Here is a 25912-nt window from a genome sequence, read left to right on the forward strand (position 1 = left end):
CCACCAGTCGGAGGGCAGCCGTCTCAGACCACTGCATGCGACTTGACCTCGACGGTCCCGTTCCGATTGACGACCAACTCGTAGAACTCGTAATGCTTGACGGTTCGGTTCCATCGAGTCTCGCCGCCTACGCGAACTGTAACGTGGTAGTCCCGTTCCTCGACGAAGACCGACTCGTTGTCGTTGAACGCGGGGAACGTGTCGGTCGTGTAGTTCCGGTCGACGACGACGCCGCGACCGTCCGCCCCGAGTTCTTCGACCGTGACGTGGACCGACGAACCCGTATAGAGTGCGAGGTCGACGTCGGCGGTGGTGGCCGGCACTACGCCGGTCACAGTGGCCGTTCGGTCAGCAGTGGGGGTCGGTCTCGGGGCGGCGGTCTGTGTGCCGTCAGCTATGGCGGTCTCGTCAGCCCCGTCGCTCGCGGTGGGCATCGCACACCCCGCAGAGACGACGAGCAGGCAGGCGAGTAGCGTTCGGAGGGCCATCGCTCGAGACGAGACAGACTGATGATAAGTGCTTTCTCCCGGCTGAGCGGTGTAACGCTCCGAGCGCCGCCGACTCAGAGCCCCGCCAGAACGAAGATGAGGACGCTGATGACCATCACGACGATGATGAACGCGGCCGCGAGCGCGCCGCCCAGCGACACCATCGCGTTGGCCGTCGAGGCCAACGTCTCGGTGCGGTCGTTGCCGAAGACGGTCACTTCGGCCGTCTCGCTGGCCATTCCCGCCTCGACGGGTTCGAGGTCGGCGACGGCGCGTTCGACGAGGTCGTCGATGAGTGCCACCACGTCTTCCTGGGGAATGGCCTGGCCGACCTGGTTCTCGGCTTCGACGGTGTTGACGATGTGGGTGTCGCTCGTCATCACTTCGAGTCGGTCGACGCCGTCGACGGCGGCGAGGATGCGGTCCCGGAGCCCCGGTTCCATGTTGTTGCCGTCGACGAGGACGTAGGCCGTCCGCTCGTCGTTGACCTCGAAGACGCAGGCGCGGATGCCGAGCGGACCGATACCCTCCTGGGGTTCCCACTGCGTTTCGTCCCACGCGACGCCACAGCGTAGCGGGCCGGTCTCGCTCCCGGTCAGCATCTCACCGAGGCGACCCGTGCCGTATATCATGTCGAACGAGCGCTGACTACCGGGGACGACGTGACCGAGGTCCTCACCGTCGAGGCCGTCGTTGCAGTTGTGGGCGTCCACGAGCAACACCTCCTCGACGTTGTCGGAGCGCGCCTCGGACATCGCCGAGAGGCCGACTGAGTAGTCCACGTCGTCGGCACAGCCGGGTGCGTACGTCGTCACGACGAAGGCGTCGCCGCCGAAGGCCTGTCCGGTCAGCGTCGCTTCGCCCTCGGTGATACGGTGACTCGTACTCGCCTCGGCGCTGTACTCGATGTTCTCGAACGCGGCCTCGGCGGTTTCGAGTATCTTGTCGACTTCGCCCTCGGTGACGAGATTGAAGTCGTGGCCGGCGGTGGCGTGGGGCGGGAACGCCACGCCGTCGGAGGAGTCGGCGACGCGCTTGGGGAGGTTCCCGCCGCCGATTTCGCCCATCGGTCCGGGGTGTATCATCGGCAGGACGAAGCGGGCCTTCTCTTCGCCGTCGGGACGGCGGACCGAGAGCACGGTCACGGGAACGATGGCCGCCTCGCCGATGTCCTCGAAGAACGCCTCCAGTTCGTTGGAACCCTCGGCGATGTGGCCGATGAACCCGCGCAGGAAGTCCAGCGCGGAGACGCCGAGCGAGGAGCGCCACGGGCGGTCGATGGTGACGAGGAAGAGCCACACCGCCAACGCGTAGAGGGCACAGATGACGCCCAGAAGCAGGAAGTCCTCGGGGATGAATCCCTGAATCTCCGGCGGGGCGACCTCCGCGCGGGCCAGCGTCTCCCGTAGGGTGGGATTGTCGAGGAGCAGCGCCGTCGCGCCGCTGTAGATGGCCAGTAAGCCCGCCGCGGCGACGGTCTGGACGCTTGCTGGAATGGCCGCCTTCAGCAGGGAGTGCCGCGAGACGGCCATCAGGATGAGCAGGCGAAACGCGAAGATAGAGGCTAACGCGACCAGCAACACGTCGAAGACGAAGTTCTGGCCGAGCCGCGGCGTGAGCACCGCGATGGCTCCCGCGACTGTCAGGAAGGCGATGGTGATGAGTTCGCAGATGAGCGCGAGCAGCGACGCGCGGTTGGGCGTCAACTGGCCGTCGAGCCGTCGGTCGACCCACGGCGTCACCGCGCTGGCGATGGCCGTCGGAAAACCGATGAAGAATACGCCCTGCCACGCGTCGTCTAAGACGAACCGGGAGTCGAAGGCGGCGACGCCGGTGACGGCGGCGATGAACAGGGCGAACGCGAGACTGGAGTACCAGTTCGGGGCCCGGAAGATGAACCGGGAGAGACCGGCGAGGTTCCCCTGTGTCGCGGTCATGTATCGTGTAGAACCGCGCGCCCGCACATAAGCGGGTCGCTCTCCGGCCCGTCTACTGTTTCGGAGCCGACTGCTGGGTACAGACCGCAAGGAAGTTCTCGAACACTTCTTCACCCTCCTCGGTGTGGGCGACCTCGGGGTGCCACTGGACGCCGTAGAGGTTCCGGTCTGTATCACTCATCGCTTCGACACCACAGACGTCCGAGGTTGCCGTACACTCGAAGCCCTTCGGGACCTCTTTGACCTCGTCGGCGTGGCTGGCCCAGACGCGCGTCTCGGGAGCGAGTGAGCCCACGAGCGGGTCCTCCTCGTCTAAAATCTCGACGGTCACGTCGGCGTAGCCGCCGTACTCGCCGCCGCCGACGCGTCCGCCCAACTGCTCGGCGATGAGTTGCATCCCCAGACAGATGCCAAGGACGGGCACGTCGAGGTCGAGATATTCGGGACAGTTGCCGATGTCGTCCATGTCCGGACCGCCCGAGAGAACGATTCCGTCGGCGTCGATCTCTTCCGGCGGCGTGGTGTTGTCGACGAGTTCCACGTCGACGCCCATGTCCCGGAGCGCGCGTTGCTCCAAGTGGGTGAACTGGCCGTGATTGTCGATGACGACGATGTGAGTCATTGGATAGTGTCACGCTCGGGGCGCGTATATATCCCCTGAAACGCCGCTAGCGGTGAGCGTCGATTCGAGTGTTGCGGGAGGTTTGACGACCGAGAACAGCCAGAAAGCCCCCTTTCAGTCCCACCCGTTGTTCGGTCGGTCGGCCATCACTCGCCGTTGTCGTACCGTTCGGCGGCCGACTGAAAGCCAAGCTCTGATTGCTCTTTCGTGCGTCGGCCCTCTTTCTCCGCGATGGCCTCGGGGTCGGGGTTCACGTCGTCGTCGATGCGCGCCCACGACCCGTGGACCTTCGAGTGACACCACCGACAGAGGTAGACCGTAATCTCGTGGGCGGGATTGTCCTCCTCGGCCGACTCGCTGTCTCGCGGTTCGCGTCGCTCCTCGCGCGCCTCGCTATACGACAGGTGATGCTCTTCCAGCAGCGGTCGCTCGTCGGAATGAGCCATCCGGCGCTCTTCGAGCCCACAGCGGATACACTCCCGGTCGCGGTTCCGACAGCGAAAATGTGGGCAATCAGACCAGTCCCACTCGGCACCCTCGGGGTCGCCGTCGACTCGCGGGTCGCGTGTCTCACACTCCCCGCTCGATTGGTCCGAGACGCGTTGCGTCTCGCTCGGTCCGACGGCCGCCGGACACCGGAACTCCTCGGCGCTTCGAGCGTTGGCGAACTCGGGGTCGTGCTGGCCGTGTTCGCGCGCCCACCGGCACTTCCCCTCGTCGGTGACGAAGTCACAGCGGTCGACGTGGTCGTAGGGGTCGTCGACGCCGACGCTCGTACCGCCCGGTGCCTTCTCCATACCCTCGCGTCGGGGCCGACGCTACCTGAATCTGTCTCCGGCAGTCGCAGGAACCCCTCGCGTTTCCGGCAGAATGCTTTTGCCGCCGCCCCCCATCGCCCGGCGTATGCCTGTCGTCCACGACCCGGAGGGGCGGTCCCGAACTATCGCCGCGACGGTCGACCGGGCCGAGACGATGTTCGAACAGTCTCGGGGCCTGATGTTCCGGCGATCCATCCCCGAGGACTACGCGCTGGTCTTTCCGTTCGATAGCGTCGGTCGGCGGTTCATCCACATGCTGTTCGTCCGCTTTCCTCTAGACGTGATCTGGCTGGCCGACGAGACGGTTCAGCGCGTGAGTACGTTACACCCGTGGCGGTCGATGGGCTACGCGAAAGCCGATGCCGTCCTCGAACTCCCGGCGGGCGCAGCAGACGGTGTCGAAGCGGGCGATAGCGTCGTCGTCGAGTAACTCAGGCCGCAGTATCGAAAATTCTGACCGTGCCGTCGCCGTGAATGCTGATTCGGAACCCGTGGAGGAAGAAGGTAAGCTGGCCGTTTCGTTTCGTCCCGTCCGGTAGCGGGCGAAGTATCCGCTCCATCGCGTCGGGGTTGACGGCTTCGTTGATCTTCGAGACGAACTTCGCGGGAGAGACGTTCAGCTCGCTGGCAATGGCGTCGACGATGAGAACTGTCAGCTCGTCGGTCTCGGTGCCGTACTCGTGGGTCGTCTCGAAGACGAGACTCGACGATGCGTCCTCGTTCGACGGTTGCAGGTCAGCGTACTCTGAGTTCTCGTTGACAGTCATGGTCATCGTAGCGCGAGTCTCCACGAGGTGTCTGCGAGGCTGATGGTGGTCGTTTCGAGAGTGAAAGTCTCTGAGGGTCTGTGAACGGAACGAGTCGCGTAACGCTGCTCCATAGTTATCCAATTAGATACCACTTCAATAATATCTGCCCGTATACTGATAGCCATTCCATATGCATATAGAATATAATGTTAGTCTGGGTGGCCCCCGGCGGGTAACGTGCGGTAGCACTATGGATCCACTCAGACGGCCACAGACGAACCTTGTACAAAAAATTTCTATAAACATTTTCCGAACCGAACTGTCAGCGGTTCGGCGGCTGACGGGACGAATTAGTATTCAGGCCGTCTCGGCGCGGCGACATCCAACAGACTTTAGACCATGAACGTTCGAGTGGGTAGCACTATGTCGGAACACCCGACGGAGGATAGAGGAAGTCGCCGCGAGGCGGCTGGGTGCGAAATTCGCCCCACAGCGTGAAGGACGTGAATCTTCTGTGAGTCAGCACACATTGTTCGGGGACCATCCAGCGACGCGTCCCCTCGAGGAAGTCGGCGAGGTACAGTTCTTGGATACGACGCTGCGCGACGGCGAGCAGGCACCAGGCGTCTCGTTGACGCCCGACGACAAGGCCGACATCGCCCGCAAGCTCGATGACGCGCGTATCGACGTGGTCGAGGCAGGCAGCGCCTGCACCGGTCCCGGCGAACGCGAGACTATCTCGCGGGTCGCCGGGCTCGACCTCGACGCGACGGTGACGAGTTTCTGCCGGGGCATCCAGCGCGACATCGACCTCGCGGTGGAGTGTGGCGTCGACGGCGTCAACCTGGTCGTGCCCGCGAGCGACCGTCACGTCGAGGGAAAAGTCGGCACCTCGAAAGCGGAGAACGTACAGAACACGGTCGAACTGGTCGAATACGCCAAAGACCACGAGCTCTGGGTCGAGGTCATCGGCGAGGACGGGTCGCGCGCGGACGTAGACTACCTCGAAGAGTTGCTCGGGGCGGCACTCGACGCCGGAGCTGACCGCATTTGCTGGGCCGACACCGTCGGCCACGCGACGCCGGACCGCGCGCTCGAATGCGTCTCGCGGCTCTCGGAACTCGGGCCGGTCAGCGCCCACACCCACGACGACCTCGGGATGGCGGTGACGAACGCGCTGGTCTCGGTCGCTGCGGGCGCAGACCTCGTCCATGGCACCATCAACGGCATCGGCGAACGCGCCGGCAACGTCGCCCTAGAGGAGGTCGCCATCGCACTGTCTCACGGCTACGGCGTCGAGACGATGGAACTCACCGAGGTGTACGACCTCGCGGAACTCATCGCCAACCGAACGGGCATCCCGCTCGCCCCGAACAAGGCCGTCGTCGGCCAGAACGCCTTCACCCACGAGTCGGGCATCCACACCGATGGCACCCTGAAAGACGACGCGATGTACGAACCGTACCCGCCGGAGAAAGTGGGCCGCGAGCGCCGTCTCGCACTGGGCAAACACGCCGGTCGGGCCGGCGTGCAGGCGGCCCTCGACGAACACAACGTGACCGTCACCGACGAGCAGCTCTCTGACATCGTCGCCCGCGTAAAGGAGATTGGCGACCGGGGCAAGCGAGTCACCGACGCCGACCTGCTGACTATCGCCGACGATGTCACGGGCAAGGAGAAAGACCGTCGGGTGGACCTACTCGGCCTGACCGCCGTCTCCGGGTCCGATACACCCACAGCGAGCGTGCGCCTCTCGGTCGACGGCGAGGAGCGCAAGGAGGCCGCCGTCGGGTCCGGTCCCGTCGACGCCGCGATGAACGCCGCTCAGACGGCGCTTTCACACACCGCCGACGCGTCGCTCGAACACTACCACGTCGACGCCATCACGGGCGGGACGGACGCGATGGTCACCGTCGAGATCGAGATGGCGCGCGGCGACGACTCCGTCGCGGTATCGGCGAGCGACTCGGACATCACCCGCGCGTCCGTGCAAGCGATGGTGGACGCGATGGACCGCCTCATCTCGGACGAGGGCGAGACGCTGGTCGCAGACGACTAAGTGCCGTCTCGCTTCGATCGATGGCTGGTCGGCAGAGCGTTCTAGACCAACGCTTGGCGAAGCGAACGACGAGAAGAGAGCGGTATCGATCCCGACGATAACGTGAGCAGGTTCGTCTCGTCGACGAATCGGTGTCTGCCTATCGGCTCGCAGAATCCGATTACGCGGGTACCTCGGGCGCTGATGGTTCCTCGGGTTCGCTTACGACGACCACGACCTCGCCGTTCTCTATCTCGACGCGACACCCGGCCATCGAGAACGTGAGCGCCGCGTGCTGCTCGGGATCGGGCTCTCGAAACAGTTCGTCTAACGCTTCGGGATTGATGTGATCGTAGAGACGTTCGTCGAGATCGAGCGGATCGACTCCTTTCGCCGCCGCGATGGCGTAGACGACGGCTTCGCTCAGCGGTTCTGACGGTGATGTCGAATGTACGTGCTTCGTTCCGGTCATCCTTGTGCTCCGTAGCGGTCAATATCTGCCCCGTCAAAAGCGAGTTCTGGCTACACAGATTGCGTCAATCAAATGCGGTCACTACGTAGATAGCGACGCTGTCTCGAATCCGGACGTTATTGACCGTACCGTTCTATCAGCGACCGGAGTTGGTCTTCGGACTGAACGCCGACGACTTCCTCCACCTTCTCGCCGTCGGCGAAGAGGACGAGCGTCGGCACGCCGCGCACGCCGTAGGCCTGTGCGAGCGGTTGGTTGGCGTCGACGTCGACTTTCGCGACGGCGGCGTCGGTGTCGGCTGCGAGTCCTTCGACGGTCGGCTCTAGCATCTTGCAGGGTCCACACCAGTCTGCGTAGAAATCGGCGAGGACCACGTCGTTGTCCGCCACGAACTCGTCGAGGGCCGCCTGTCCGTCGATAGCGACCGGCTCCGTAGGCGTCTCACTGCTCGAATCCGTTGAAGATTCTACTGTCATCACTTCGTAGTACGTGCCATCAGTAGTTAAGAGTTTTGGGCATATAACGCAATACTATCTCCCGACGGTTGCCCCACGACGAGCATCGACCCGATGTCGAGGCCCATACGTAGTGCCAAGACGACGTTCCGTTCGGCCCCGATAGTGAGGCCGACCGCGAACACCGTCAGTAACTGGAACGCAAACTGCGGCCAGTTTCGTCTAATTGCCTGTGTGGCTGGCATACCAGAAGAGAACGGAGTGGCTTAGTTGGCGGCGCAGTTGTTCGGGCCGAGTTCGAGCGACTCGACATCACCGCCCGGTTGCTCCTTGCCCCAGTTTATCTGCTTGATTTCGTTGTAGTTCGCGGGTTCGTCGGCGAGGCTCTCGACGATGGTTTCGACGAACGACTCCTCGTCGCCCTCTTCGACGTAGCTCAGGAGTTCGTTGTTCGACTCCGCCACGAGGTCACCGAGTTCGGTCGCGAGCGGGCGCACTTCCTCGTCGCTGAAGTGTCCCGGGAGGACGACGGTTTCGTCGTCGAGGTCGGTCAACTCGTCGAGGCTGTCGAACAGTTCGCTCGCGGCCTCCCGAATGGCGTCCTCGGAGCCGTCTTCGAGGTCCGGTCGGCCGACGCTGCGAAGGAACAGCGTGTCGCCGGAGAGGAGCGCGTCGCCGAACTCGAAGGAGGCGCTCCCGGGCGTGTGGCCGGGCGTGTGGTGGATGTCGAGTTCGCAGTCGCCGACGGTAATCGTCTCACCGTCCTCGATTTCGGTCACCTCGTCGAGTTCGCCGGCGTCCTCACCGTGGAGGTAGTAGGGGACGTCGAGCTCGCCCGCGAGGCGACGCGCACCGGAGACGTGGTCGGCGTGGGCGTGCGTGTCGGCGACGCCGACGATTTCGAGGTCGCGTTCGTCCGTGGCTTCGAGGTACTCCTCGATGTACTGTGTCGGATCGACGACGACGGCCTCACCGTCGTCGTGAGCGAGATAGGAGACACAGCCCGTGCCCGGCCGGACGATCTGGACGACGCCGTCGGCTCCCTCGACGTCGTACTGGCGGTGAGCCCGCCCCCAGCCGTTCATCCCGTCGTCGACCGACTCGGCGTCGTAGCCGTGTTCACGCAGGAACTCCGCGGCGCGAGCGGACGTGACGCCCGCGACACAGACGACGGCAATTTCTTCTTCTTTTGGGATATCGTCGAGTCGCTCCTCCAGCGAGGAGTAGTCGTACTCGAGGAGGTCGTCGTAGATAGGGACGTTCGTGCTGTCCGATATCTGCCACTCTTCGTAGTCGTCTTCGTTCCGGACGTCGAGGACGAAGAGGTCCTCGTCGTCGTCCTGAACGCGACGCGCGAGCTCGCTCGGCTCGTATCCAGTATTGCTCATCGTATCCATTACTATGGGGTCTTGGATTGATAAACCCGTTGGCCGTAGCGCGACGTGCCGGTTCCGAATTGCCGTCAGACGCGCGAAATTCCGTTCTTGAAGGCACCGGTACTGGATATCTCTCTGTAGAGAAAAACGATCTGTCGCTGGTGGACCGCCAGATATTTTATATTTCTTGCACAACTATCAACAAATGAGCCAGATCGGACCGTCCGGACTCGACGACCGGCTTTCGAGCGACGACGTGTTCGTCCTCGATCTCCGCCCGGCGGTCGACTATCGGACGGACCACATCACGGGCAGTTACAATGTCCCGGTCTACGAGGACCTTCGGCAGGGTGACACCGACTCGCTCGACGAACACGTCGCAGAGATTCCCGACGAGCAGGAAGTCGTGACGGTCTGTAAGGCGGGGATCGTCGCGCGGAAAGCGACTGATCACCTGAACGACCGCGGGTACGAGGCGACCACGCTGACCGGCGGCTTCACGGGCTGGCGACACTACCGCGAGCGGACGATACTCTATCGCGTGGCCGCTCTTCTCCGACGGTTCCTCCCGTAAGCGCGCGAGTGCACAGCGACCGAGCCGAGACCGTAGTCTCCGGATAGGTGATGAGTTGCGCGCGTAGCGCGAAGAAGGAAAATCTAGTTCTCGGCGGCCGCAGCGGGCCGCGACTCCTCGTCGTACTTCTCGCCGAATTCCCCGATGAGCTGTCCCATCTGGGCGTACCAGTCGTTGAGGGTCCGCTGCATCTCTTGGGCGATCTCCTCGCCGTCGCGTGGCCGGTAGACGTGGTAGTACCCCCCCTGATCGTAGTTCACCTGCTCTTTCTGGATGAATCCCGCTTGCATCAGGCGCTGGACCCCGCGGTAGGCGGTCGAGCGCTCGCGGTCGACCTGTTCTGCAATCTCGTCGACGGTGAGCGGCTCCGCGTGGTCGTGCAGTAACTGGAATATCTCTTTGTCGATCTCCTTGAGGTCGTGGAAACATTCCAGTAGCCCCTCACACTGCATGTCTTTGCGGAGCATCTCGTTCATGGAGTCGGCCATTAGTAGTAGTAGGTACGAACCGGATGCGCAAAAGTGTTTGCATAGATGGCACAATACTGCGCCTATCTCCGACGCCGTGATGTCTACGACGTGGTGAGTCGGCACCACGTGCCGCTCGAATCGCCACGGAGTCGACAGACCGCGGCGAGGACGACCGCCCCGCTCACCAGCAGCGCCGACCCGAAGATGAGGACGGTACTCAGCGTGTTCAGCAACTCGATACCGTAGACGGTCCCGAGTTTGTTCGAGGCGACGGCGATGCTGCCGGCGAGCAACATTGCGGCGAAGTAGCCCTTTATCTCGCCCTCGTCGACGAGGTTGGTCGCTCCGGCTCCCACGCGCGCGCCGAGTGCGCTTCCCACCAGTAGCGCGCCGACGACGGGGAGTGCGACCGACCCGGACTGCGCGTAGGTGAACGCGCCGAACGCCCCAGATATCGTAATCTGGAGGATGTCGGTCCCCACGGCGATGGCGGCGGGCACGCCGAGGCCGTACATCATCGCTGGCATCAACAGGAAGCCGCCGCCGACGCCGAGGAATCCCGAGAGGACGCCGATGACGAGTCCGACGGCGAAGACGATGGTCCCGGAGACCCGAACGCCGCCGCGTAAGGTCACCATCGGCGGGATGTGGATGGACTGGACGCGGTCGGCGAGGTCGCTGCTCGTCTCGTCGTCTTCGTCGTCCGACCACGCGTCGCGGAGCGTGAACAGCCCAACTATCGCGAGGAGACCGACGTAGGCGACGTTGATGATGAGGTCGGCCATCCCGGTCGCGTCGAGGAAGAACACGACGCTCTTGCCGCCCTCGATACCGAGCGTCATGGCGACGGTCATTATCACGGCGAGTTTGTAGTCGACCTGTCCGTGGTCGCGGTGACGGAGCGCACCGATGACGCTCGTCCCGAAGACGAACGCGAGGCCGCTCCCGACGGCGACCGTCGAGGGGTAGCCCATCACGAGCAAGGCGGGCGTCACGAGGAACGACCCGCCCATCCCGAAGAACCCGAAGAGGGTCCCGATGAGCAGCCCGAAGCCCACGAACAGGGCGACCATCCCGAGGCTCAGTCCGAGTATCGCCATCGTCAGTCACCTCCGAGCGCGTCGAGTACGGTCGGACCGAGCGTGCTGCTGAGCGCACCGTACCCGACGTACAGTGCGATGGCCTCCGCGAAGACGAGACCAACGGTGGTGACGGCCTGTGCGGAGCCGCTCAGCGATTCGAGCCCGAACATCTCATGCTCCCTCTATTTGTTTGGGTAGTATATTCATCATTATGCAATACTGCTTCCGAACGGTCGGTGTATCGGGTCGAAACATCTGTGGTACTGTTAGCGTGTAGTCGCGTCGGTCGTGGTCGCGTCGTCTGTGCTGGTCGAGCGTAGGTACCCCTGCGCGTACGCGCCGAGGAACATGCCGGCTATCGCCCACAGAATCGGGTAGTTGCCGATCCCGAAACTGGCGTAGGCGGCACCCGGACAGATGCCCGAGAGCCCCCAGCCGACGCCGAAGATGGCGCCGCCGAGGACGACGTTTCGGTCGAAGTCTTTCACGCGGCGCGTGTACTCGCGAGCGGTCAGCGGCGCTCGGTCGAGATACCGCGTCGCGACGGTGAACGTGACGCCGCTGACGACGGCCGCCCCGCCCATCACGAACAGGAGGCCGAAGTCTTCGAACTGGAGGAAGTCCAGCACGACTTCGGGTCTGGCCATCCCGCTGACGGCGAGACCGAGGCCGAATATCAGCCCCCCGACGTAGATTACCGGGAGGAACAGCGGGCTCTGTTCGGCGTCGCTCATGGGCTCACCCCCAGGGCTTGCACTATCTGGGCGGTGCCGATGGCGAACGTCATGAACGTAGCGACGTTCACGAGCGACGTGTTCGACAGCGACCCGACGCCGCAGACGCCGTGTCCCGAGGTACAGCCTTTCCCGAGGCGCGTGCCGACGCCGACGAGGAAGCCGCCGCCGAGCAGTCGCCACCAGTCGACTCCCGTCGTCCAGATGCCAGGGTCGGGCGCGAGGACGAGTCCCCAGAGCGCCGCGCCGCTGACGATACCCGCGGTGAACACGAGCCGCCACCCCCGCGATTGGCGGTATGTGAAGCGATTGAACCGGTCGACGTTCGAGACGTACGAGAGCGTCGACTCGAGGAACGTACTCGCGCCCGCGATGATGCCGGTCGAGAGGTAGATGACCGACGCTCCGAGTCCGACGAGGAGGCCGCCGACCAGATACGGCAGCGTCCCGCGGGGGAAGGGATCACCGAACGCGAGCAGCGGTGTGAGTGGGTCCATCGTCAGTTAGTCAGCGCGTCCTCGCTGGCGGCGCAGTTGTTCGGCCCGAGTTCGAGTTCGAACGCTGTCTCGTCGTCGGGGGACTGTTGCCCGAGGTTGGTCGCGATGATGTCCTCGTAGTTCGCGGGCCGTGGCGGCATGTCGGCGACGATGAACTCGACGAACTCGGATTCGTCCATCGAGAGCGCGTCCATTCGCGCTTCGAGGTCGCCGAGTTCGGCCGTGTACGTGTCGTCGGCGGCGGGCGTCGCCGCGTCGCTGAAGTGCGCCGGAGCGACGACCGTGTCGTCGGGCAGCGAGAGGACGCGTTCGGTCAGGCTCTCGTAGAGCGTCCGAGCGGCATCTTTCGCGGCCTCGGGGTCTTCGAGGTCCGGCCGGGCGACGCTCTCGGTGAAGAGACCGTCGCCGGTGAACAGGACGTTTCCGACCTTGTAGGCGGTCATCCCAGTCGTGTGCCCGGGAGTGTGAACGACCTCGATTTCGGTGTCGCCGAGCGAGAGCGTCTCTCCGTCCTCGACCGTCTCGAAGTCCACGTCATACTCGACGCCGCGGCCGGCGGCCGCTTCGGGCAGGACTGCCGTTGTGTCGGTTCCAGCCGCGAGGTCGCGGATGCCAGAGATGTGGTCCGCGTGGACGTGCGTGTCGAGCGCGTACGTCAGGTCGGCTCCGAGCGCCTTCGCGTCCTGGACGTACTCGTCGGCGAAGGCGCGAAGCGGGTCGACGACTGCGGCTTCTCCGTCGGAGACGACGAGATATGCGAGACAGCCACTCGACGGGCGCTGGTACTGCGCGACGGTCACGTCGTTGGCCGCGTCCAGTTCCTGGTACTCGTAGATGCGCGCCCAGCCTTTCATGCCGCGTTCGAGGTGGTCGACCTCGTACCCTTCGTCCTCCAGGTGCTCGGCGACCATCTCGCTGGAGCCCCCTTTCGCACAGAGGACGGTGATGCGCTGGTCGTCCGGGAGTTCCTCGTGGAGGTCCTCGGGGATGCCGTCGAGCAACTGGAAGTACGGGTAGTTCACGACGTCGACGGACTCGCCGTCGATGCGCCACTCCTCGAAGTCACCTTCCGAACGCGCGTCGAGGATGAACACGTCTTCGCCGCGATCGATGCGGGCTTTCAGTTCGGCAGGCGTGGTCGATGCAACCGTTTCGCTGGTGTCGGGGTTGGCACCTTGCGTCATCGTTCACTCCCATCTATCGGTTGCTCCCAAATAAGGCTTTGTATAGTAGTTCAAAATCTGTGCAATACGACGAACACGAAAGCCACTGAAAAACGTCTTAAATCCAATTCGAGCGCGCACTCGCGATAGAGATGTGTGTGAGTTTGTGATTACTACCGATACATTTTTTATACTGCACCCAATATTGGATGGTGAAGACAATACCATGACTGAATACGAAGTCACTCAGACGCTCGACGTGAAAGGACAGAACTGCCCGATGCCGGTCGTCAAGACCAAGCAGAACGTCGACCAGTTGAGCCAGGGCGAGGTCCTCGAAGTGCTCGCCACCGACCCGGGGAGCATGAGCGACCTCGGCGGGTGGGCTGACACGACCGACGGCGTCGAACTCCTCGACCAACATGAGGGCGAGGAGATCTTCAAACACTACGTCCGCAAGACGGAGTAACCAGAATGGAGCGAAGCCGAATCACCACTGACGGACCGACGACGACTGAGCCCACATTCCACTCATGAGTACGGATACGCCCACCGCGTCCGGCGACGAGGCCCCGACCCGTGCCGAACTCGCCGCGCGCATCGATGAACTCGAGGAATCGCTCGCCGAAGCGACCGAGGACGACGGCCAGCAGAAGATGTCCATCATCGCCACGAAAGGCACGCTGGACATGGCGTACCCGCCGCTCATCCTCGCCAGCACCGCCGCCGCCTTCGGCTACGACGTGACGGTCTTTCACACGTTCTGGGGACTGGACATCCTCCACGAGGAGCGCTCGAAGAACCTCAAACTGAGCTCGGTCGGTAACCCGAACATGCCCGTCCCGAACGTGCTCGGCGCGCTGCCGGGGATGGACCGAATGACGACGAAGATGATGGCAAAGAAGATCGACGACAACGACACGGCCACCATCGAGGAACTCATCGAGACCTCTCTGGACATGGGCGTCGAGTTCCAGGCCTGCCAGATGACTATCGACCTGATGGACTACGACGAGGACGACTTCTACGACGGCGTCACGACCGGCGTGGGTGCTGCAACGGCGATTCAAGACATGGCTGAGAGCGATATCCAACTGCTGGTCTGATCGACGAGCCGATCGTTTCTCTCTGGAAGATGCTCATACGTCGCCGAAAACGAGGTCTAAGAGCTTTCGCTCGCTGACGCGGAGGTGGCGGTTCACCGTCGGCTGCGTGATGTCGAGCATCGACGCGACCTCCTCGCCGGTCGTCTCTCGGGGCCACTCGAAGAAGCCGCTCAGGTACGCCGTCCGGAGCACTTCGAGTTGCCGGTCGGTGAGGCGCTCTTCGAGCGCAGCGCGCGTCCCGCTTTTCCTCCAGTGTCGTGTCGCCTTCTCTCGCCGTGCGTCCAACTGTACGTCGGCGTAGCGACTCGCAAGTTGCTCGACGAACGTCCGGACGTTCGTCTCGGCGGAGAGGTGGACGACGAGTTCGATGCCAGTGGCAGTCGCTTCGAGCGTCCCGAGTCGAGCCCCCTGTTCGACGACGGTTCGCGGCACTGTCGGCCCGCCGACGACCACCTCGTAGACCCCGTCGTCCGAGATCGAGGAGACGGATTCTACGTTCGGGACTCCCTCGACGTACTCGCTCACGGCCGCCAGGTCCCGGTCAGGGATCCGGAGAAACAGCCGTGTCCGGTCGTCGCTCGGAACCACGCCCGAACAGGTCACGGCGCAGTCGAACCGCCGTGCCAATTGAACAGGCAGGCAGTCCGGCGCAGACAGCGAGAGGTCGAGTTCGACCACGCTGTCGGTCAACCGGCGCTTGCGCGATTCCAGTTCCCGAATCGCGTTGGCGATGCTCTCGCCGAGTTCGACGAACACCGACTGGAGCGTCTCGCCGAAGCGGTCCGCCTGGTCGGCGTAGACCGTCAATACGCCATAGAGGAAGTCGTCGTATCTCAGCGGGACGCTGATGGCCGACTGGAAGTTGCGGGAGATCGCTTCGGTTCGCCAGTGCTCCCCTCTGAGGTTGTCTGCAATGGCAGGAACGACGGTCGGTTCGCCCGACCGAGCGGTCTGGACGGCGGGCGTCCCGCCGTCGCCGACCGCCGACGTCGAGACCGTTTCGAGAAAGCCCTCCGGTCGCCCGTCCCACGTTCGGGGTTCGACGCTCGCGTTCTCACACCGTCCGAGCCACGCGAAGGTGACCCACTGTGACTCCGTCAGTTCGTCACAGACGGCTTGCTCGATCTCCTCGCGGGTTTCGGCCTCGACGAGCGCGCGGTCGACCCGACGGATGATGGCGTTGACCTGTTTCAACTGCCTGAGTTCCTCGTTCTGGTGACGGCGTTCGGCCTCGCGCTCTCTGAGGACCGTCTCCCGGTCGACTCGTGCAAGCGCGGCCCTCGCGGTGTCTGCGAGCAGGTCTACGAGCTCTCGGGTTCGACCGTTCTGCTCGGAGGTCGGTGCCCGGACGGAGAGCACGCCGTGGTCGTCGAGCGGGCGATACATATCGCCCGTCCCGAGCGTGACGCCCTCGTCGTCGACGAAGACATCCCAAATGAGGCCCTCGTCGGGACCGACGGTCGCCGGCTGCTCGTCGGTCGTCGACGCGTCGTCGACTGCAGCCGGTCGAAGGACGTTTTCCGCCCGGTCGAACAGATAGACGGTCGCGCCGGGTACGTCGAGAACGTCGCTTGCGGTTTCGGTGATGATCGTCGCCACCTCGTCGGTGGTCTTCGCGTGGAGCAGTCGTCTCGTCGACTTCTGGAGGGCTTCGAGCGTGCGCGCGAACTGCTGTCGGTCGCTGATGTCCCGGACGACGCCGACTGTCTGCTGTGCGCCGTCGGCCCGTTCGAACGCCGAAAACCGCGTCTCGGCCGGGAGGCGTTCCCCGTCGGCCACTTCGAGTTCTCCGGTGAGTGTCACGTCCTCGCGATCCCCGTCGAGTAGCTGTTCGCGTAACTGCGCGACTCGTTCGACGGTCGAGTCGGCGGCTAACACGTCCGCGTCCGACCCGACGAGGTCCTCCCGGTCGCGGCCGGTCAGCGCCGCGACGGTGTCGTCGACCGTCTCGACGGCGAACGACTCGTCGAGGGTGTAGACGCCGTCACCCATCGCCTCGACGAGCCGGCGGTACCAGTCGAGTTCGCGTTCGCGCTCCCGGTGGGCGGTAACCTCGTGGCCGACGACGAGAAATCGCGTCCGTCCGTTCGAGCGGTGCCGTTCGACGGTCAGCTCGATCCAGCTCTCGGACTCGTCCCCGCAGCGAGCGGTGATCGGCTCGTCCGAGCCGTCGGCGGCCGATGCGACGGTCTCGCAGGTCACCGAGGGGAACAGCGACGGCAGCGACTCGCCGACGATTGCGTCGCTGGCGCGTCCGAACAGTTCCCCGAACGGGTCGTTGGCAGCAACGATAGTCGCTTCCTCGTCGGCGACAAACGCGGGTTCGGGAATCCGCGCGACCAGCGTGGTCAACAGGGCCGCTGGTGTCTCTTTTCCCATCCCGCCGCTCTCTCCCCCAGCCTCATCAGCGGAATCGCCAACCGACTTCTTCATACACCCCGGTCAACGCGTAGGGTACGAAAGCGTGATTTCGGCGTCCACGTCAACTACGTCACTGTAGTCCGACGTTGGTTACCACTCACTGCGTGCAGTGACAGCGGGAAAAAGTCTCACTCGGCGATGTCGACCACGTCGTCGAGCCCCCAGATCTCGTAGTCGGGACGCACCGCCAGCGACGTATCGACGCGGTGTGGCCGGCGGATGAACGCCGAGTCGATGCCGGCGCTGTGTGCTGCCCGCACGTCCGACTCGTTGTCGCCGACGAAGAGGGCGTCCTCGACGTTGAGGTCGGCCAGCGCCCGTTTGACGTAGTGCGGGTGGGGCTTCTTCCGTTCGAGGCTCTTTACCGTCGGCTCCCGGCCGTACACTGTCTCGAAGTGTGCGGCGAGTCCGAAGTGATCGAAGGCGAACTCGACTGTCTCCTGCTGGTTCGAGGAGACGATTCCGAGCGGCGTCTCGAACGCATCGAGCGCGTCGATGTCGTCGTAGGGCCGCTTCTTCCCGGCAGTCATCTCGGCTTGCTGGGCCGCCGAGATGGCGGCGTCGCGGGTCGACCAGAACGTCTCTGGGTCCAAGTCGTAGCGCTCACAAATCGCTTCGAGTTCCGCGATGTCCACGCCGATGCTCATCGCCTCGACGTGGTCGGGGTGGGGGTCGGGGACGCCGGCGCGGGCGAACGCGTCGCGCGACCCTTCACGGTGGGCCTCCATGCTGGTCCGCGTCAGCAAGACCCCGTCGTTGTCGAAGATGACTGCGTCGTATCCCATGTGAGAATAGCGGGGCTGACTCTCCGAGAGCGTTTCTATTACCGGCCGAGTTCGTCGTTGGTGTCGAAGTCCTCGGGCGGGCGGCCGGCCTCGTCGATGACTTCGTCGGAGACGACGAGCGGACAGTCCACCCGCAGCGAGATGGCAATGCCGTCGGAGGGACGAGCGTCGAACACCATCTCCTTGCGGCGGTCGTCGATGTACTGCTCCGTGTCGATCTTTGCGTAGAAGGTGCCGTCGGCGAGGTCGTCGATGCGCACGCGGTCGATGGCACTGCCGAACTCCGCGACCATCTCGACGAGCAGGTCGTGGGTCAGCGGTCGCTCGAAGGGGTCGCCGTCGATGGCCAGTTGCATCGACTGGGCCTGGTCGGAGCTGACGAAAATCGGCAGTATCTCGCCGCGGACGTGGAGGAGGACGACGGGCGTTCCCGACCCCTCTTCGCTGACGCCGACACCGACCCCTTCGACCGTTGCCTCGTGTTCCATGCCCACTAGTTTGGTGTGCGGGTATGAAAAGCTAGGCCGGGGCGCTTTACCGACGCCGCCCTGTAGTTCGCCCGTGGCTGAGGACTGCTACTACGTCGTGGTGAAACCGTCCGCGCGCCGGGTGAGCGCCCGCGTCGGTCGGTGGGTCAACCGGGTGGGACCGCGTCGCACTTTCGAGTCGAAGGCGCTGGCTCGCGAGTGGGCGCGAGCGTGTCGCGGGCCGACCGCGCCGGTCTGGATTCAGGACGCCCCGCCGTGGGCCGAGGACGACGCCGACGGCTACCTCGTGGGCCGCTCTCGCGGCGTCTCACGACCCGATACGCCGGGCCGACAGCGGACGCTCGGAGAGTGACTGCGCGCGTCCGGTGACGCCCGACGACCAAACACGGTCTTTTTCCTCGTCCGGGACCGAGACCAGCTATGGACGATACAGCCGACTCCGGCGTCCGAAGCGAAGGCAGCGAGCGGACCACGGAGGACCTGCTGTCGGCTGATTCAGACGACGTACTGAATACGGAGGGCGTCGACCGCTGGCAGGCGACGAAGTACATATCGCCGTTCGTCGCGATCGGCCTTTTCGACCTCGTGTTGTTGCTCGGCTGGGGACTCGACCCGCTGTGGGGGTTCATGATTCTCCCGCCGATTCTGTTCGTCAGCGCGCTGGGTTGGATCGCGTTCCGAACCGGGTTCGCCAGCGACCGGACCTGACCGACTGCAACGCTACTCCTCGAAGAGATCGTCGACGGCCGACCGAGCGGCCAGCGCGGCGTCCTCCGCGACTCGTTCCTCGTCGAGACGGCTCTCCGGCGCGTTGACGTAAACGTCGACTTCCAGAACGTCGTCTTCGAACGTGACCGTCACGTCGATGTCTTCGACATCGCCCTTATCGAACCGCGAGAAAACGACGTTCTCGGCCGCAGAAGCGGCCGTCTCAACGACCTCGTCGTCGGTCGGCATCCTTACGCGCCGCCCGCGCCGGGACCGCCTGCCGGACCACCGGGGCCGCCTGCACCGCCACCGCCGAGCATCTGCTGGAGGTCACCCTGCAGGTCCTCGAACTGCTCCTGGACGCGCTCCTCTTGCTTTTCGAGGGTCTCGACGCGGACTTCGAGGCTGCTGACCTTCTCTTCGAGGTCGTCCTGTGCCTCGTCGAACTCCGTCTTGACGAGCAGCTCGCCGACCTCGCGGTACATCGTGGTGTCCTCGTTGATGTCGTCGAGTTCGTCCAGCGCGGTGCGGGATTCCTGAAGGTTCGTCTCGGCCTGCTGTTTCTGTGCGGCAACCTGCTGTGCGGTCTCCTGCAGGTCCTGCAGTTCCTCGAGCTTCTCCTGTGCTTCCGGCGGAAGATTGCCCTGCATACTCCGACGGTTGGGGTCCGGCGTGTTAAACCCACGCATCTGGACTCGTGGGTGGCTGTCAAGAGCGGCGGCGCTCGCCGATAGAAGGACGAGGCTGGTGAAGACTACTTAGTGCTGTGTCATTTCGAGTGACGGTTGGAGCAGTTCTGACTTGACTTCACTGCCGAGTTCGGTGAGTACGACCACCGATTGTCGGTCGTCGTACTCCAGAAGGCCAGCGTCACACAGAAGCGGGATATGGCTGTGATACAGTTCGACGCGCAGCGTTTCGACCGAATCGGCGACTTCGTCCGTGGTAGCTGATTTTGCTATCATCTCAGCGAGGGCCGATAGCGAGACGGTGTCACCGACCTGCACGCAGGGAAGAACCGTACGGCGGATCTCGTCGGCCAGCCCCCGATAGACGAGGTCCAGATGCATGGGTAGTGATTTTATGTCATTCTATCTATATATAAACGCTTTGTTTGGATTAGCCACCAACGCAAGTAGAACCTCACAAAATTAGCGAACTAGCTGAGTATATATTCATCTGATTCGGGAGTAATACAACGGCTTAATATCCAATAGAGTTTTGCTAATTCTGTCCGAAGTGCCGTTACAATGACTATGGGAGAGGAGTCTCGTCCTGGCTCCGTAGGGTCGGTCGTTCACGAGATCGTCGACCGTATCGCGGACAGAGAGGGCGTAGAACCGACCGAGCTACCGGCACTCTCACAATACACCGACCCGGCGGCGCTGAACGCGCTCCTCAAAGCGACCGAGTCGATAGAGATTACGTTCGAACTCTACGGGTACGAGGCCACTGTCGACGCCGACGAGACCGTACGCATCGAACCAATATAGCTTCCGGGTTGTCTTTTCCCTCTGCACCCTCGGTACCGCGAGTGCGGAGGTGCTACTCTGCCACTTCACCGACTGCTCGTTCGCGCAACTCGCCGGTCAGGTGATTTCCATGCTGATCGATGCGACGGACGATACGTTTGGCCTGCCGCGGACTGAGATATTTGTCTTCGATGGCTGCACGGACGACGACGCCGAAACTGCTGGTGATTTCAGCGCCGAGTCCCTGGGCCATCCGGCGGACAGTGCGGTCTTCCGAGACGACGGCGACGGCCGAGCGGTCAGACTGGTCGCGGTAGGCGAGGACCCCGGCGAGGACGGTGACGGCAGCGCCGATATCCTTCTCGCCGAGCAGCGACCGGGCCTGTTCGACGTGGTCGTCGTCGACAGTCGTCTCGACACCGGTTTCGAGATACTCCGAGAGATTCGTCGCGGTCGGTTCGACGCGAACGTCATCGATAGCTGGCTCCGGAATGACGATATCGCCGTCGAAGGCATCGAGGAGGGCGAGTTCGCCGACCTGCCCGAGACTGTACAGCGACGTGGGACCGATGTAGATACGCGTCATAGCTCCGCGGCGGCGTCGGCGTCGAGTTCGAGATCGGAGAGTTCGAGTTGCGTCGTCAGGTTTCGCTCGCGGGCCACGTCCAGCCATTCGGCCATCGAGAGGTCGGCAATCTGGGCGGCCTCGGCGGCGGAGACATCGCCGGACTGGTACTGCTCGACGGCGACACGGATGCGAAGCGTCTCCAGTCCCTCTCGGAGCGCCTTCCGAATCGTCGTCGAGCGGTCTTCCGAGAGCAGTTCGGCCACTTCGTCCAGTTCGGCTTTCTCCTCGTCAGGAAGCCGTGCGCTAATCGTTGGCATCGTTTGCGCAGTAGTGTAACGTAAACGTACATCAAGGTAGGGGTCGGGGAAACGCGTGTCAGCGAGCGTGAAATACCGGGAACGATTTAGCACGCTCCGTTCGAAGCAGCGGTATGGTTTCCGCCGAGATGACCCTGCTTCGCTACGGACTGTACGTCCTCCTCGTCGGGACAGCGTGTGGCTGGTACGTCTCCACCGAGACGGCCGACCGCTCGCGGTTTTGACGCCTGGGATGGGCCTCGGTCGCGATCCTGTTCGGCGTCGGCGGACCACTCGCGTTTCTCGGGTTTGGCCCGGAAGGAAGAACCGTCAACCGTTAAGCGGGCCGTCCCGACACCACGGGCATGAGCGACGACGCACGGGCGTTCGTCCCGGGGCACGTGACCGGATTTTTCACGGTCGACCGGGCCGACGACCCGACGAAGACCGGGTCTCGCGGCGGCGGACTGGCTCTCTCCGACGGCGTTTCGGTGACGGTCGAACCCGCCGCGGAGACGACGGTCGAACTCGACGGCGAGCGAGTCGAGATGGCGGCCGTCGAGCGTGTGTTGGATGCGTTGCGAGCGTCGGCGACCATCACCGCCGAGACGCCGCTGCCGCTGGGAGCGGGGTTCGGCGTCTCCGGTGCGATGGCGCTAGGAACGGCGCTCGCGGCCAACGCCGTCTTCGACCGCCACCTCTCGTACAACGAACTAGTGACGGTCGCCCACGGCGCGGAAGTGCAGGCCGGGACCGGACTGGGCGACGTGGTCGGGCAGGCCCGCGGCGGGATACCGCTTCGCCTCGAACCCGGCGGGCCACGGCACAACTACGTCGACGCGGTCCCCGCCCGCGCCCGCGTGGAATATCATACGCTCGGCGAACTCTCGACGGCCGACGTGGTCGGCGGCGACACCGAGACGCTGACGCGGGCCGGTGAACGCGCTCTCTCGATGGTGGTCGAGGAGCCGACACTCGAAACCTTCACTCACGCCGCCCGCCAGTTTTCTCGCGAAGCGAATCTACTGACCGAGAGCGTGCGAAGCGTCGTCGAGGACGTGACGGCGGCCGGCGGCGACGCCGGGATGGCAATGCTCGGCGAGACGGTGTTCGCCATCGGAACCGGTCTGACCGACGCCGGTTACGACGCTAACGTCTGTGAAGTGTATCCGCCCGGGGCGACCGTCGAGGAGTGAGTCGGCGACGATGTGCGTCGACGAGGACAGTGACCGATAGAACCCACAGTGTCCGCGTTCGCCGCTGACCGACGACTTTTCTACACTCGGCTATAGAACGCACACTATGAGCGACGAGGTCGAGGTCCCCGAGAGCCACCCCCGCTACGAGTCACTGCTGACTCGTCATCGAATCGAACGCGGCGTCGACCGCGGTATCACCTCCAGACAAGGACTCATCGCGCAGGGTCGCGGTGAGGCCTACGACTACCTGCTTGGCGAGCGGACCATCCAGAGCGCCGACCGCGCCGAACGCGCCGCCGCCGCCTACCTCCTCCAAGCCGAAAACGCCGTAATTTCCGTCAACGGCAACGCGTCGGCGCTCGTCCCCGGCGAACTCGTCGAACTGGCCGAGGTGACCGGCGCGGCGCTGGAAGTGAACCTGTTCAACCGTACCGAGGAACGGATGGAAGCCATCGCCGAGTTCCTTCGGGAACACGGCGCGACAGAGGTACTGGGACTCGAAGCGGATGGTCGTATTCCGGGACTCGACCACGAGCGCGGGACGGTCGACGCCGACGGCATCGAGAGTGCTGACGTGGTGTTAGTCCCGCTGGAAGACGGTGACCGGGCGGAGGCGCTGGGCGAGATGGGCAAGACGGAGCTCGTCGTCGACCTCAACCCCCTCAGCCGGTCGGCACAGGTGGCGACAGTCCCGATAATCGACAACATCGTCCGGGCGATACCGAACGTGACCGACCATGCGCGGGAACTCCGCGACGACCCGGACGCACAGGCCGCAGCTATCGAGGCGTTCGACGCCGCCGAAGCGTTGTCGGCCGCCGAGCGCGCGATTCGGGAGGGCGAGTAGATATGGGATTGCGACCGTACATCTACGCCGACCGGCGACTGCCGGACGCCGAAACGGTCCGTGCGACGCTCGCCGACCGGACGCTGACGAAGTTCGGCGACGACGAGCGACTGGCTCGCCTCCATCGCGTCTTCTACCCCGTCTTTCGGGTCTTCTACGCCTACGAGAGCGGGAAGGGCAAACTGTTCGGCACCGAGCGAAAGGAGTCGACGGCGCTGCTCGATGGCCTCTGGGCGGACAACGACAGCGAACTGGTCCGATACGCCGACGGGACCGAGAGCCCGGTGCGGCGAGCCACGAACGACTACGACTTTGGCCTCGACGACCCAGGGCTGGGCGAGTCGGTCCTCCTCCGATTTCAGGTGCCGACCGGCGACGCCGAGTCGCTGCTCCCGCGCCGCGTCGAGGAGTATCGCGAACAGCGCGGCGGCACCGCGAACGTCTTTCTGCGGAAACTCCGCGATTCGTACGGCCTGCCCAGTGATTTCGACCCTGACGGGTTCGAGGGCGTGACCGATGTCGAGCGGTGGTATCTCCCGTTCTGGCTGGCGGAGTTCCACTCACCGCACTCCGAGGACGCCGCGATGGTCACCTTCCGGGACCCCGACGCCCCGGCCGAAGAGATGCGAGAGCACGCGTGGCTGGCGACGTTCGTCAGTGAGCGGCCCCGTCGACTGGCGACCTACGGCTACGAGGTCGACCCCGACCGCCTCGAACGGAACATCCGTGAGCGCATTCGGGGCGAGCGGTGACGGCGAGCAGACGGAGCGGGGCGGGACGGACACACCGGCGCAGTCGCCAAACGGCGACGGCGCGCCGACGGTGAACCGAGAGCGACCCGACGAGGGCGGCGTCGTCCAACCAGAGGGCGTCGAGATGTCTGCCGAGGGATTGGTCGACCCGAATCCCGACCGAAGTTTCGCCGACGTGGGCGGGATGAGCGAGCTGCTCTCGACGCTCAACCACAAGGTCGTCCGACCGCTCGAAGACCCCGAGACGTTCGAAGAGTACGGCATCGGCGTCGTCAATGGCGTCCTCCTCCACGGCCCGCCCGGCTGTGGGAAGACGTACGTCGCAGGCGCGCTCGCCGGCGAAGTCGGCCACTCGTTCGTCGAGGTGACGCCCGCCGACGTGACGAGCAAGTACATGGGCGAGCCCGCGAAGAAAGTCGAAGAGCTGTTCGCCATCGCCAGAGCGAACGCCCCCTGCATCCTCTTCATCGACGAGATAGACGGCATCGCCGGGTCTCGAGACGGCGACAGCGACATGAACGCCAGCGAACAGCAACTCGTCAATCAGTTGCTGACCGAACTGGAGGGCATCGCCGAGGAAGACGTAGTCGTCGTCGGCGCGACGAACCTCGTCGAGGACGTCGACGGCGCGATCCGGCGCTCGGGCCGCTTCGACGAGCGCGTGGAGGTGCCGCCACCGGATCCCGAGGCCCGCCGGGAGATTCTCCACCTCCACCTCGCGGGTCGTCCAGTCGCCGAGGACCTCGAACTCGATTCGGTGGTCGAGGAGACGGCGGGGTACGCGGCCAGCGACCTCGAACTGCTCGCAGAGAACGCGGCTCGGGCGGCGCTCCGGGCGGACGAGCCCATCGGCACGGCTCACCTCCAGTCGGCCGCCGACGATTCTGCGACGAGCATCCCCGACTGGGTCGACCCGGCGGACGTGGCCGAGGGTGGCGTCGTCCAACCCGACGGCGTAGACCTGCAGGCGGCGAACCTAGTCGAGCCGAACCCGGGCCGAGACTTCTCGGCTGTCGGCGGCATGGCCGACCTGAAGGCGCGGCTCGAAGGCACCGTGTTAGACCCTATCGAGAACAGCGATGCCTACGCCGAGTACGACATCGACGTGCTCTCGGGCCTGTTGCTCTACGGGCCGCCGGGCTGTGGGAAGACCCACCTCGCCGGGGCGCTCGCGGGCGAACTTGGCCACAGTTTCCTCGAAGTATCGCCCGCCGACGTGACGAGCAAGTGGATGGGCGAACCGGCCCGCAACGTTGCCGACCTCTTCGCCATCGCGCGGGCGAACGCCCCCTGTGTCCTGTTCATCGACGAGATCGACGGTATCGCTGGGTCCCGCCGCGGGTCGATGAACACGAGCGAACAGCAACTCGTCAACCAACTGCTGACCGAGATAGAGAGCGCCGCCGAGGCGGACGTGGTGGTCGTCGGCGCGACGAACTTCGTCGAGGACGTGGACGAGGCGCTGCGTCGTTCGGGTCGATTCGACGAACGCGTAGAGGTGCCGCCGCCAGACGCGACGGCCCGACGCGAGATTCTGGAGGTTCACCTCCGAAACCGGCCGGTTGCCAAGGGCATCGACTGGGACGCCGTCGTCGAACCGACCGCGGGCTACGCGGCCAGCGACCTCGAACTGCTGGCAGAGGATGCCGCTCGCCACGCCCTCAGAGCTGACTCACACATCACCCAGGCCCACCTCGAAACCGCCGTCCGGGAGACCCATTCGAGCATCGCCGACTGGGGTGGCCGCAACCGGTACGCCGACGCCGACGACACGTCGGCGCTGAACCTGTAGGTG

32 protein-coding genes and 1 pseudogene are annotated in these 25912 nt (G+C 64.3%); 11 read left to right on the plus strand and 22 right to left on the minus strand.

Going from position 1 to position 25912, the window contains the following annotated elements:
• Positions 1–23: 23 nt before the first annotated feature.
• The 4 genes from E4S61_RS00730 to E4S61_RS00745 form a co-directional block, all read right to left on the minus strand.
• The gene (locus E4S61_RS00730) at positions 24–488 is read right to left on the minus strand and encodes a hypothetical protein (protein WP_135301993.1); all 465 of its coding nucleotides are present in this window, start codon (positions 486–488) and stop codon (positions 24–26) included.
• A gap of 74 nt (positions 489–562) precedes the next feature.
• Positions 563–2425, minus strand: coding sequence for a DUF2070 family protein (locus tag E4S61_RS00735; RefSeq protein WP_135301994.1), 1863 nt, complete (start codon positions 2423–2425; stop codon positions 563–565).
• A gap of 52 nt (positions 2426–2477) precedes the next feature.
• Positions 2478–3047 (minus strand): GMP synthase subunit A, encoded by a 570-nt coding sequence (locus tag E4S61_RS00740; RefSeq protein ID WP_135301995.1) that lies wholly within the window; start codon positions 3045–3047, stop codon positions 2478–2480.
• Positions 3048–3193: 146 nt separating this feature from the next.
• A complete protein-coding gene (locus tag E4S61_RS00745; RefSeq protein ID WP_135301996.1) occupies positions 3194–3844 on the minus strand; it encodes a DUF7097 family protein in 651 nt (216 codons plus the stop codon).
• A 106-nt stretch (positions 3845–3950) separates the two neighbouring features.
• Here E4S61_RS00745 and E4S61_RS00750 point away from each other — a divergent pair, with 106 nt between their 5' ends.
• A complete protein-coding gene (locus E4S61_RS00750; protein ID WP_135301997.1) occupies positions 3951–4295 on the plus strand; it encodes a DUF192 domain-containing protein in 345 nt (114 codons plus the stop codon).
• Between the two features lies 1 nt (position 4296).
• Here the strand turns inward: E4S61_RS00750 and E4S61_RS00755 are convergent, their stop codons facing one another.
• Complete coding sequence (locus tag E4S61_RS00755) at positions 4297–4638, minus strand: HalOD1 output domain-containing protein (RefSeq protein ID WP_135301998.1); 342 nt, start codon at positions 4636–4638, stop codon at positions 4297–4299.
• 490 nt (positions 4639–5128) lie between these two features.
• Between E4S61_RS00755 and E4S61_RS00760 the strand changes: the two genes are divergently transcribed.
• Entirely contained in the window at positions 5129–6673 is a 1545-nt protein-coding gene (locus tag E4S61_RS00760) for a (R)-citramalate synthase (RefSeq protein WP_245180520.1), read from the plus strand.
• Positions 6674–6833: 160 nt separating this feature from the next.
• Here the strand turns inward: E4S61_RS00760 and E4S61_RS00765 are convergent, their stop codons facing one another.
• The 3 genes from E4S61_RS00765 to E4S61_RS00780 form a co-directional block, all read right to left on the minus strand.
• Positions 6834–7124 (minus strand): HalOD1 output domain-containing protein, encoded by a 291-nt coding sequence (locus E4S61_RS00765; protein WP_135302000.1) that lies wholly within the window; start codon positions 7122–7124, stop codon positions 6834–6836.
• Between the two features lie 116 nt (positions 7125–7240).
• Positions 7241–7600 carry a thioredoxin gene (trxA, locus tag E4S61_RS00770; RefSeq protein WP_135302001.1) on the minus strand — a complete coding sequence of 120 codons (360 nt, stop codon included), beginning with the start codon at positions 7598–7600 and terminating at the stop codon, positions 7241–7243.
• A 245-nt stretch (positions 7601–7845) separates the two neighbouring features.
• On the minus strand, positions 7846–8967 hold the full coding sequence (locus E4S61_RS00780; protein WP_135302003.1) for an MBL fold metallo-hydrolase: 1122 nt from the start codon (positions 8965–8967) through the stop codon (positions 7846–7848).
• A gap of 193 nt (positions 8968–9160) precedes the next feature.
• On the opposite strand from E4S61_RS00780, the gene E4S61_RS00785 reads away from it, so the two are divergent.
• Positions 9161–9529, plus strand: coding sequence for a rhodanese-like domain-containing protein (locus E4S61_RS00785; RefSeq protein ID WP_135302004.1), 369 nt, complete (start codon positions 9161–9163; stop codon positions 9527–9529).
• Positions 9530–9612: 83 nt separating this feature from the next.
• Here the strand turns inward: E4S61_RS00785 and E4S61_RS00790 are convergent, their stop codons facing one another.
• From E4S61_RS00790 to E4S61_RS00810, 6 genes are all read right to left on the minus strand, one after another.
• The gene (locus tag E4S61_RS00790) at positions 9613–10017 is read right to left on the minus strand and encodes a helix-turn-helix domain-containing protein (protein WP_135302005.1); all 405 of its coding nucleotides are present in this window, start codon (positions 10015–10017) and stop codon (positions 9613–9615) included.
• An 83-nt stretch (positions 10018–10100) separates the two neighbouring features.
• A complete protein-coding gene (locus tag E4S61_RS00795) occupies positions 10101–11099 on the minus strand; it encodes a sulfite exporter TauE/SafE family protein (protein ID WP_209309426.1) in 999 nt (332 codons plus the stop codon).
• Between the two features lie 2 nt (positions 11100–11101).
• Entirely contained in the window at positions 11102–11251 is a 150-nt protein-coding gene (locus E4S61_RS25120; protein WP_167768374.1) for a DUF7512 family protein, read from the minus strand.
• A gap of 96 nt (positions 11252–11347) precedes the next feature.
• Positions 11348–11815, minus strand: coding sequence for a DUF6691 family protein (locus E4S61_RS00800; protein ID WP_135302006.1), 468 nt, complete (start codon positions 11813–11815; stop codon positions 11348–11350).
• Complete coding sequence (locus E4S61_RS00805) at positions 11812–12312, minus strand: YeeE/YedE family protein (protein WP_135302007.1); 501 nt, start codon at positions 12310–12312, stop codon at positions 11812–11814. Before E4S61_RS00805 ends, E4S61_RS00800 begins: the two co-directional genes overlap by 4 nt.
• A 2-nt stretch (positions 12313–12314) precedes the next feature.
• The gene (locus E4S61_RS00810) at positions 12315–13496 is read right to left on the minus strand and encodes an MBL fold metallo-hydrolase (RefSeq protein WP_135302008.1); all 1182 of its coding nucleotides are present in this window, start codon (positions 13494–13496) and stop codon (positions 12315–12317) included.
• A 205-nt stretch (positions 13497–13701) separates the two neighbouring features.
• Between E4S61_RS00810 and E4S61_RS00815 the strand changes: the two genes are divergently transcribed.
• Positions 13702–13944, plus strand: coding sequence for a sulfurtransferase TusA family protein (locus E4S61_RS00815; RefSeq protein WP_135302009.1), 243 nt, complete (start codon positions 13702–13704; stop codon positions 13942–13944).
• A gap of 64 nt (positions 13945–14008) precedes the next feature.
• On the plus strand, positions 14009–14581 hold the full coding sequence (locus tag E4S61_RS00820; protein ID WP_135302010.1) for a DsrE/DsrF/DrsH-like family protein: 573 nt from the start codon (positions 14009–14011) through the stop codon (positions 14579–14581).
• Between the two features lie 33 nt (positions 14582–14614).
• On the opposite strand, the gene E4S61_RS00825 is transcribed toward E4S61_RS00820, so the two are convergent.
• From E4S61_RS00825 to E4S61_RS00835, 3 genes are all read right to left on the minus strand, one after another.
• Complete coding sequence (locus E4S61_RS00825; protein WP_135302011.1) at positions 14615–17014, minus strand: bacterio-opsin activator domain-containing protein; 2400 nt, start codon at positions 17012–17014, stop codon at positions 14615–14617.
• A gap of 116 nt (positions 17015–17130) precedes the next feature.
• Positions 17131–17787 carry an HAD family hydrolase gene (locus E4S61_RS00830; RefSeq protein WP_135302012.1) on the minus strand — a complete coding sequence of 219 codons (657 nt, stop codon included), beginning with the start codon at positions 17785–17787 and terminating at the stop codon, positions 17131–17133.
• A gap of 38 nt (positions 17788–17825) precedes the next feature.
• Entirely contained in the window at positions 17826–18275 is a 450-nt protein-coding gene (locus tag E4S61_RS00835; RefSeq protein ID WP_135302013.1) for a bifunctional nuclease family protein, read from the minus strand.
• Between the two features lie 73 nt (positions 18276–18348).
• Between E4S61_RS00835 and E4S61_RS00840 the strand changes: the two genes are divergently transcribed.
• Together E4S61_RS00840 and E4S61_RS00845 are read left to right on the plus strand one after the other, a co-directional pair.
• Positions 18349–18627 carry a hypothetical protein gene (locus tag E4S61_RS00840; RefSeq protein WP_135302014.1) on the plus strand — a complete coding sequence of 93 codons (279 nt, stop codon included), beginning with the start codon at positions 18349–18351 and terminating at the stop codon, positions 18625–18627.
• A gap of 68 nt (positions 18628–18695) precedes the next feature.
• Complete coding sequence (locus E4S61_RS00845) at positions 18696–18983, plus strand: hypothetical protein (RefSeq protein ID WP_209309427.1); 288 nt, start codon at positions 18696–18698, stop codon at positions 18981–18983.
• A 12-nt stretch (positions 18984–18995) separates the two neighbouring features.
• Here E4S61_RS00845 and E4S61_RS00850 read toward each other — a convergent pair whose 3' ends face one another.
• The 3 genes from E4S61_RS00850 to E4S61_RS00860 all read right to left on the minus strand — a co-directional run bounded on the left by E4S61_RS00850 (position 18996) and on the right by E4S61_RS00860 (position 20053).
• Positions 18996–19232: a DUF3194 domain-containing protein gene (locus tag E4S61_RS00850; RefSeq protein WP_135302015.1), complete on the minus strand. Its 237-nt coding sequence runs from the start codon at positions 19230–19232 to the stop codon at positions 18996–18998.
• 2 nt (positions 19233–19234) lie between these two features.
• Entirely contained in the window at positions 19235–19633 is a 399-nt protein-coding gene (locus E4S61_RS00855; protein WP_135302016.1) for a prefoldin subunit beta, read from the minus strand.
• A 108-nt stretch (positions 19634–19741) separates the two neighbouring features.
• A complete protein-coding gene (locus E4S61_RS00860; protein WP_135302017.1) occupies positions 19742–20053 on the minus strand; it encodes a DUF7344 domain-containing protein in 312 nt (103 codons plus the stop codon).
• Between the two features lie 180 nt (positions 20054–20233).
• Here E4S61_RS00860 and E4S61_RS00865 point away from each other — a divergent pair, with 180 nt between their 5' ends.
• Positions 20234–20476, plus strand: a complete 243-nt coding sequence (locus tag E4S61_RS00865) for a HalOD1 output domain-containing protein (protein WP_135302018.1) — start codon at positions 20234–20236, stop codon at positions 20474–20476.
• A 52-nt stretch (positions 20477–20528) separates the two neighbouring features.
• Here the strand turns inward: E4S61_RS00865 and E4S61_RS00870 are convergent, their stop codons facing one another.
• Positions 20529–21041, minus strand: a complete 513-nt coding sequence (locus tag E4S61_RS00870; protein ID WP_135302019.1) for a hypothetical protein — start codon at positions 21039–21041, stop codon at positions 20529–20531.
• Entirely contained in the window at positions 21038–21340 is a 303-nt protein-coding gene (locus E4S61_RS00875) for a UPF0175 family protein (RefSeq protein ID WP_135302020.1), read from the minus strand. The genes E4S61_RS00870 and E4S61_RS00875 overlap by 4 nt, the downstream gene beginning before the upstream one ends.
• A 344-nt stretch (positions 21341–21684) precedes the next feature.
• Here E4S61_RS00875 and E4S61_RS00880 point away from each other — a divergent pair, with 344 nt between their 5' ends.
• The 3 genes and pseudogenes from E4S61_RS00880 to E4S61_RS00890 all read left to right on the plus strand — a co-directional run bounded on the left by E4S61_RS00880 (position 21685) and on the right by E4S61_RS00890 (position 25909).
• Positions 21685–22515: a pantoate kinase gene (locus tag E4S61_RS00880; protein ID WP_135302021.1), complete on the plus strand. Its 831-nt coding sequence runs from the start codon at positions 21685–21687 to the stop codon at positions 22513–22515.
• 106 nt (positions 22516–22621) lie between these two features.
• Positions 22622–23365, plus strand: coding sequence for a 4-phosphopantoate--beta-alanine ligase (locus E4S61_RS00885; RefSeq protein ID WP_135302022.1), 744 nt, complete (start codon positions 22622–22624; stop codon positions 23363–23365).
• Positions 23366–23367: 2 nt separating this feature from the next.
• Positions 23368–25909 (plus strand): annotated as a pseudogene (locus E4S61_RS00890) (AAA family ATPase).
• Positions 25910–25912: the final 3 nt, after the last annotated feature.

Source organism: Haloarcula amylovorans (assembly GCF_004681185.1).
In the GTDB taxonomy this organism is placed as follows: domain Archaea; phylum Halobacteriota; class Halobacteria; order Halobacteriales; family Haloarculaceae; genus Haloarcula; species Haloarcula amylovorans.

Bases quoted from the DNA above. Each gene is read 5' to 3' on its own strand.
- E4S61_RS00845 (WP_209309427.1), top strand. From the start codon at position 18,696: ATGGACGATACAGCCGACTCCGGCGTCCGAAGCGAAGGCAGCGAGCGG.
- E4S61_RS00790 (WP_135302005.1), bottom strand. From the start codon at position 10,017: ATGGCCGACTCCATGAACGAGATGCTCCGCAAAGACATGCAGTGTGAG.
- E4S61_RS00780 (WP_135302003.1), bottom strand. From the start codon at position 8,967: ATGAGCAATACTGGATACGAGCCGAGCGAGCTCGCGCGTCGCGTTCAG.
- E4S61_RS00865 (WP_135302018.1), top strand. From the start codon at position 20,234: ATGACTATGGGAGAGGAGTCTCGTCCTGGCTCCGTAGGGTCGGTCGTT.
- E4S61_RS00810 (WP_135302008.1), bottom strand. From the start codon at position 13,496: ATGACGCAAGGTGCCAACCCCGACACCAGCGAAACGGTTGCATCGACC.
- E4S61_RS00730 (WP_135301993.1), bottom strand. From the start codon at position 488: ATGGCCCTCCGAACGCTACTCGCCTGCCTGCTCGTCGTCTCTGCGGGG.
- E4S61_RS00750 (WP_135301997.1), top strand. From the start codon at position 3,951: ATGCCTGTCGTCCACGACCCGGAGGGGCGGTCCCGAACTATCGCCGCG.
- E4S61_RS00735 (WP_135301994.1), bottom strand. From the start codon at position 2,425: ATGACCGCGACACAGGGGAACCTCGCCGGTCTCTCCCGGTTCATCTTC.
- E4S61_RS00870 (WP_135302019.1), bottom strand. From the start codon at position 21,041: ATGACGCGTATCTACATCGGTCCCACGTCGCTGTACAGTCTCGGGCAG.
- E4S61_RS00885 (WP_135302022.1), top strand. From the start codon at position 22,622: ATGAGCGACGAGGTCGAGGTCCCCGAGAGCCACCCCCGCTACGAGTCA.
- E4S61_RS00795 (WP_209309426.1), bottom strand. From the start codon at position 11,099: ATGGCGATACTCGGACTGAGCCTCGGGATGGTCGCCCTGTTCGTGGGC.
- E4S61_RS00835 (WP_135302013.1), bottom strand. From the start codon at position 18,275: ATGGAACACGAGGCAACGGTCGAAGGGGTCGGTGTCGGCGTCAGCGAA.
- trxA (WP_135302001.1), bottom strand. From the start codon at position 7,600: ATGACAGTAGAATCTTCAACGGATTCGAGCAGTGAGACGCCTACGGAG.
- E4S61_RS00880 (WP_135302021.1), top strand. From the start codon at position 21,685: ATGAGCGACGACGCACGGGCGTTCGTCCCGGGGCACGTGACCGGATTT.
- E4S61_RS00765 (WP_135302000.1), bottom strand. From the start codon at position 7,124: ATGACCGGAACGAAGCACGTACATTCGACATCACCGTCAGAACCGCTG.
- E4S61_RS00820 (WP_135302010.1), top strand. From the start codon at position 14,009: ATGAGTACGGATACGCCCACCGCGTCCGGCGACGAGGCCCCGACCCGT.
- E4S61_RS00830 (WP_135302012.1), bottom strand. From the start codon at position 17,787: ATGGGATACGACGCAGTCATCTTCGACAACGACGGGGTCTTGCTGACG.
- E4S61_RS00755 (WP_135301998.1), bottom strand. From the start codon at position 4,638: ATGACCATGACTGTCAACGAGAACTCAGAGTACGCTGACCTGCAACCG.
- E4S61_RS00855 (WP_135302016.1), bottom strand. From the start codon at position 19,633: ATGCAGGGCAATCTTCCGCCGGAAGCACAGGAGAAGCTCGAGGAACTG.
- E4S61_RS00805 (WP_135302007.1), bottom strand. From the start codon at position 12,312: ATGGACCCACTCACACCGCTGCTCGCGTTCGGTGATCCCTTCCCCCGC.
- E4S61_RS00875 (WP_135302020.1), bottom strand. From the start codon at position 21,340: ATGCCAACGATTAGCGCACGGCTTCCTGACGAGGAGAAAGCCGAACTG.
- E4S61_RS00860 (WP_135302017.1), bottom strand. From the start codon at position 20,053: ATGCATCTGGACCTCGTCTATCGGGGGCTGGCCGACGAGATCCGCCGT.
- E4S61_RS00785 (WP_135302004.1), top strand. From the start codon at position 9,161: ATGAGCCAGATCGGACCGTCCGGACTCGACGACCGGCTTTCGAGCGAC.
- E4S61_RS00850 (WP_135302015.1), bottom strand. From the start codon at position 19,232: ATGCCGACCGACGACGAGGTCGTTGAGACGGCCGCTTCTGCGGCCGAG.
- E4S61_RS00800 (WP_135302006.1), bottom strand. From the start codon at position 11,815: ATGAGCGACGCCGAACAGAGCCCGCTGTTCCTCCCGGTAATCTACGTC.
- E4S61_RS00740 (WP_135301995.1), bottom strand. From the start codon at position 3,047: ATGACTCACATCGTCGTCATCGACAATCACGGCCAGTTCACCCACTTG.
- E4S61_RS00745 (WP_135301996.1), bottom strand. From the start codon at position 3,844: ATGGAGAAGGCACCGGGCGGTACGAGCGTCGGCGTCGACGACCCCTAC.
- E4S61_RS00825 (WP_135302011.1), bottom strand. From the start codon at position 17,014: ATGAAGAAGTCGGTTGGCGATTCCGCTGATGAGGCTGGGGGAGAGAGC.
- E4S61_RS25120 (WP_167768374.1), bottom strand. From the start codon at position 11,251: ATGTTCGGGCTCGAATCGCTGAGCGGCTCCGCACAGGCCGTCACCACC.
- E4S61_RS00815 (WP_135302009.1), top strand. From the start codon at position 13,702: ATGACTGAATACGAAGTCACTCAGACGCTCGACGTGAAAGGACAGAAC.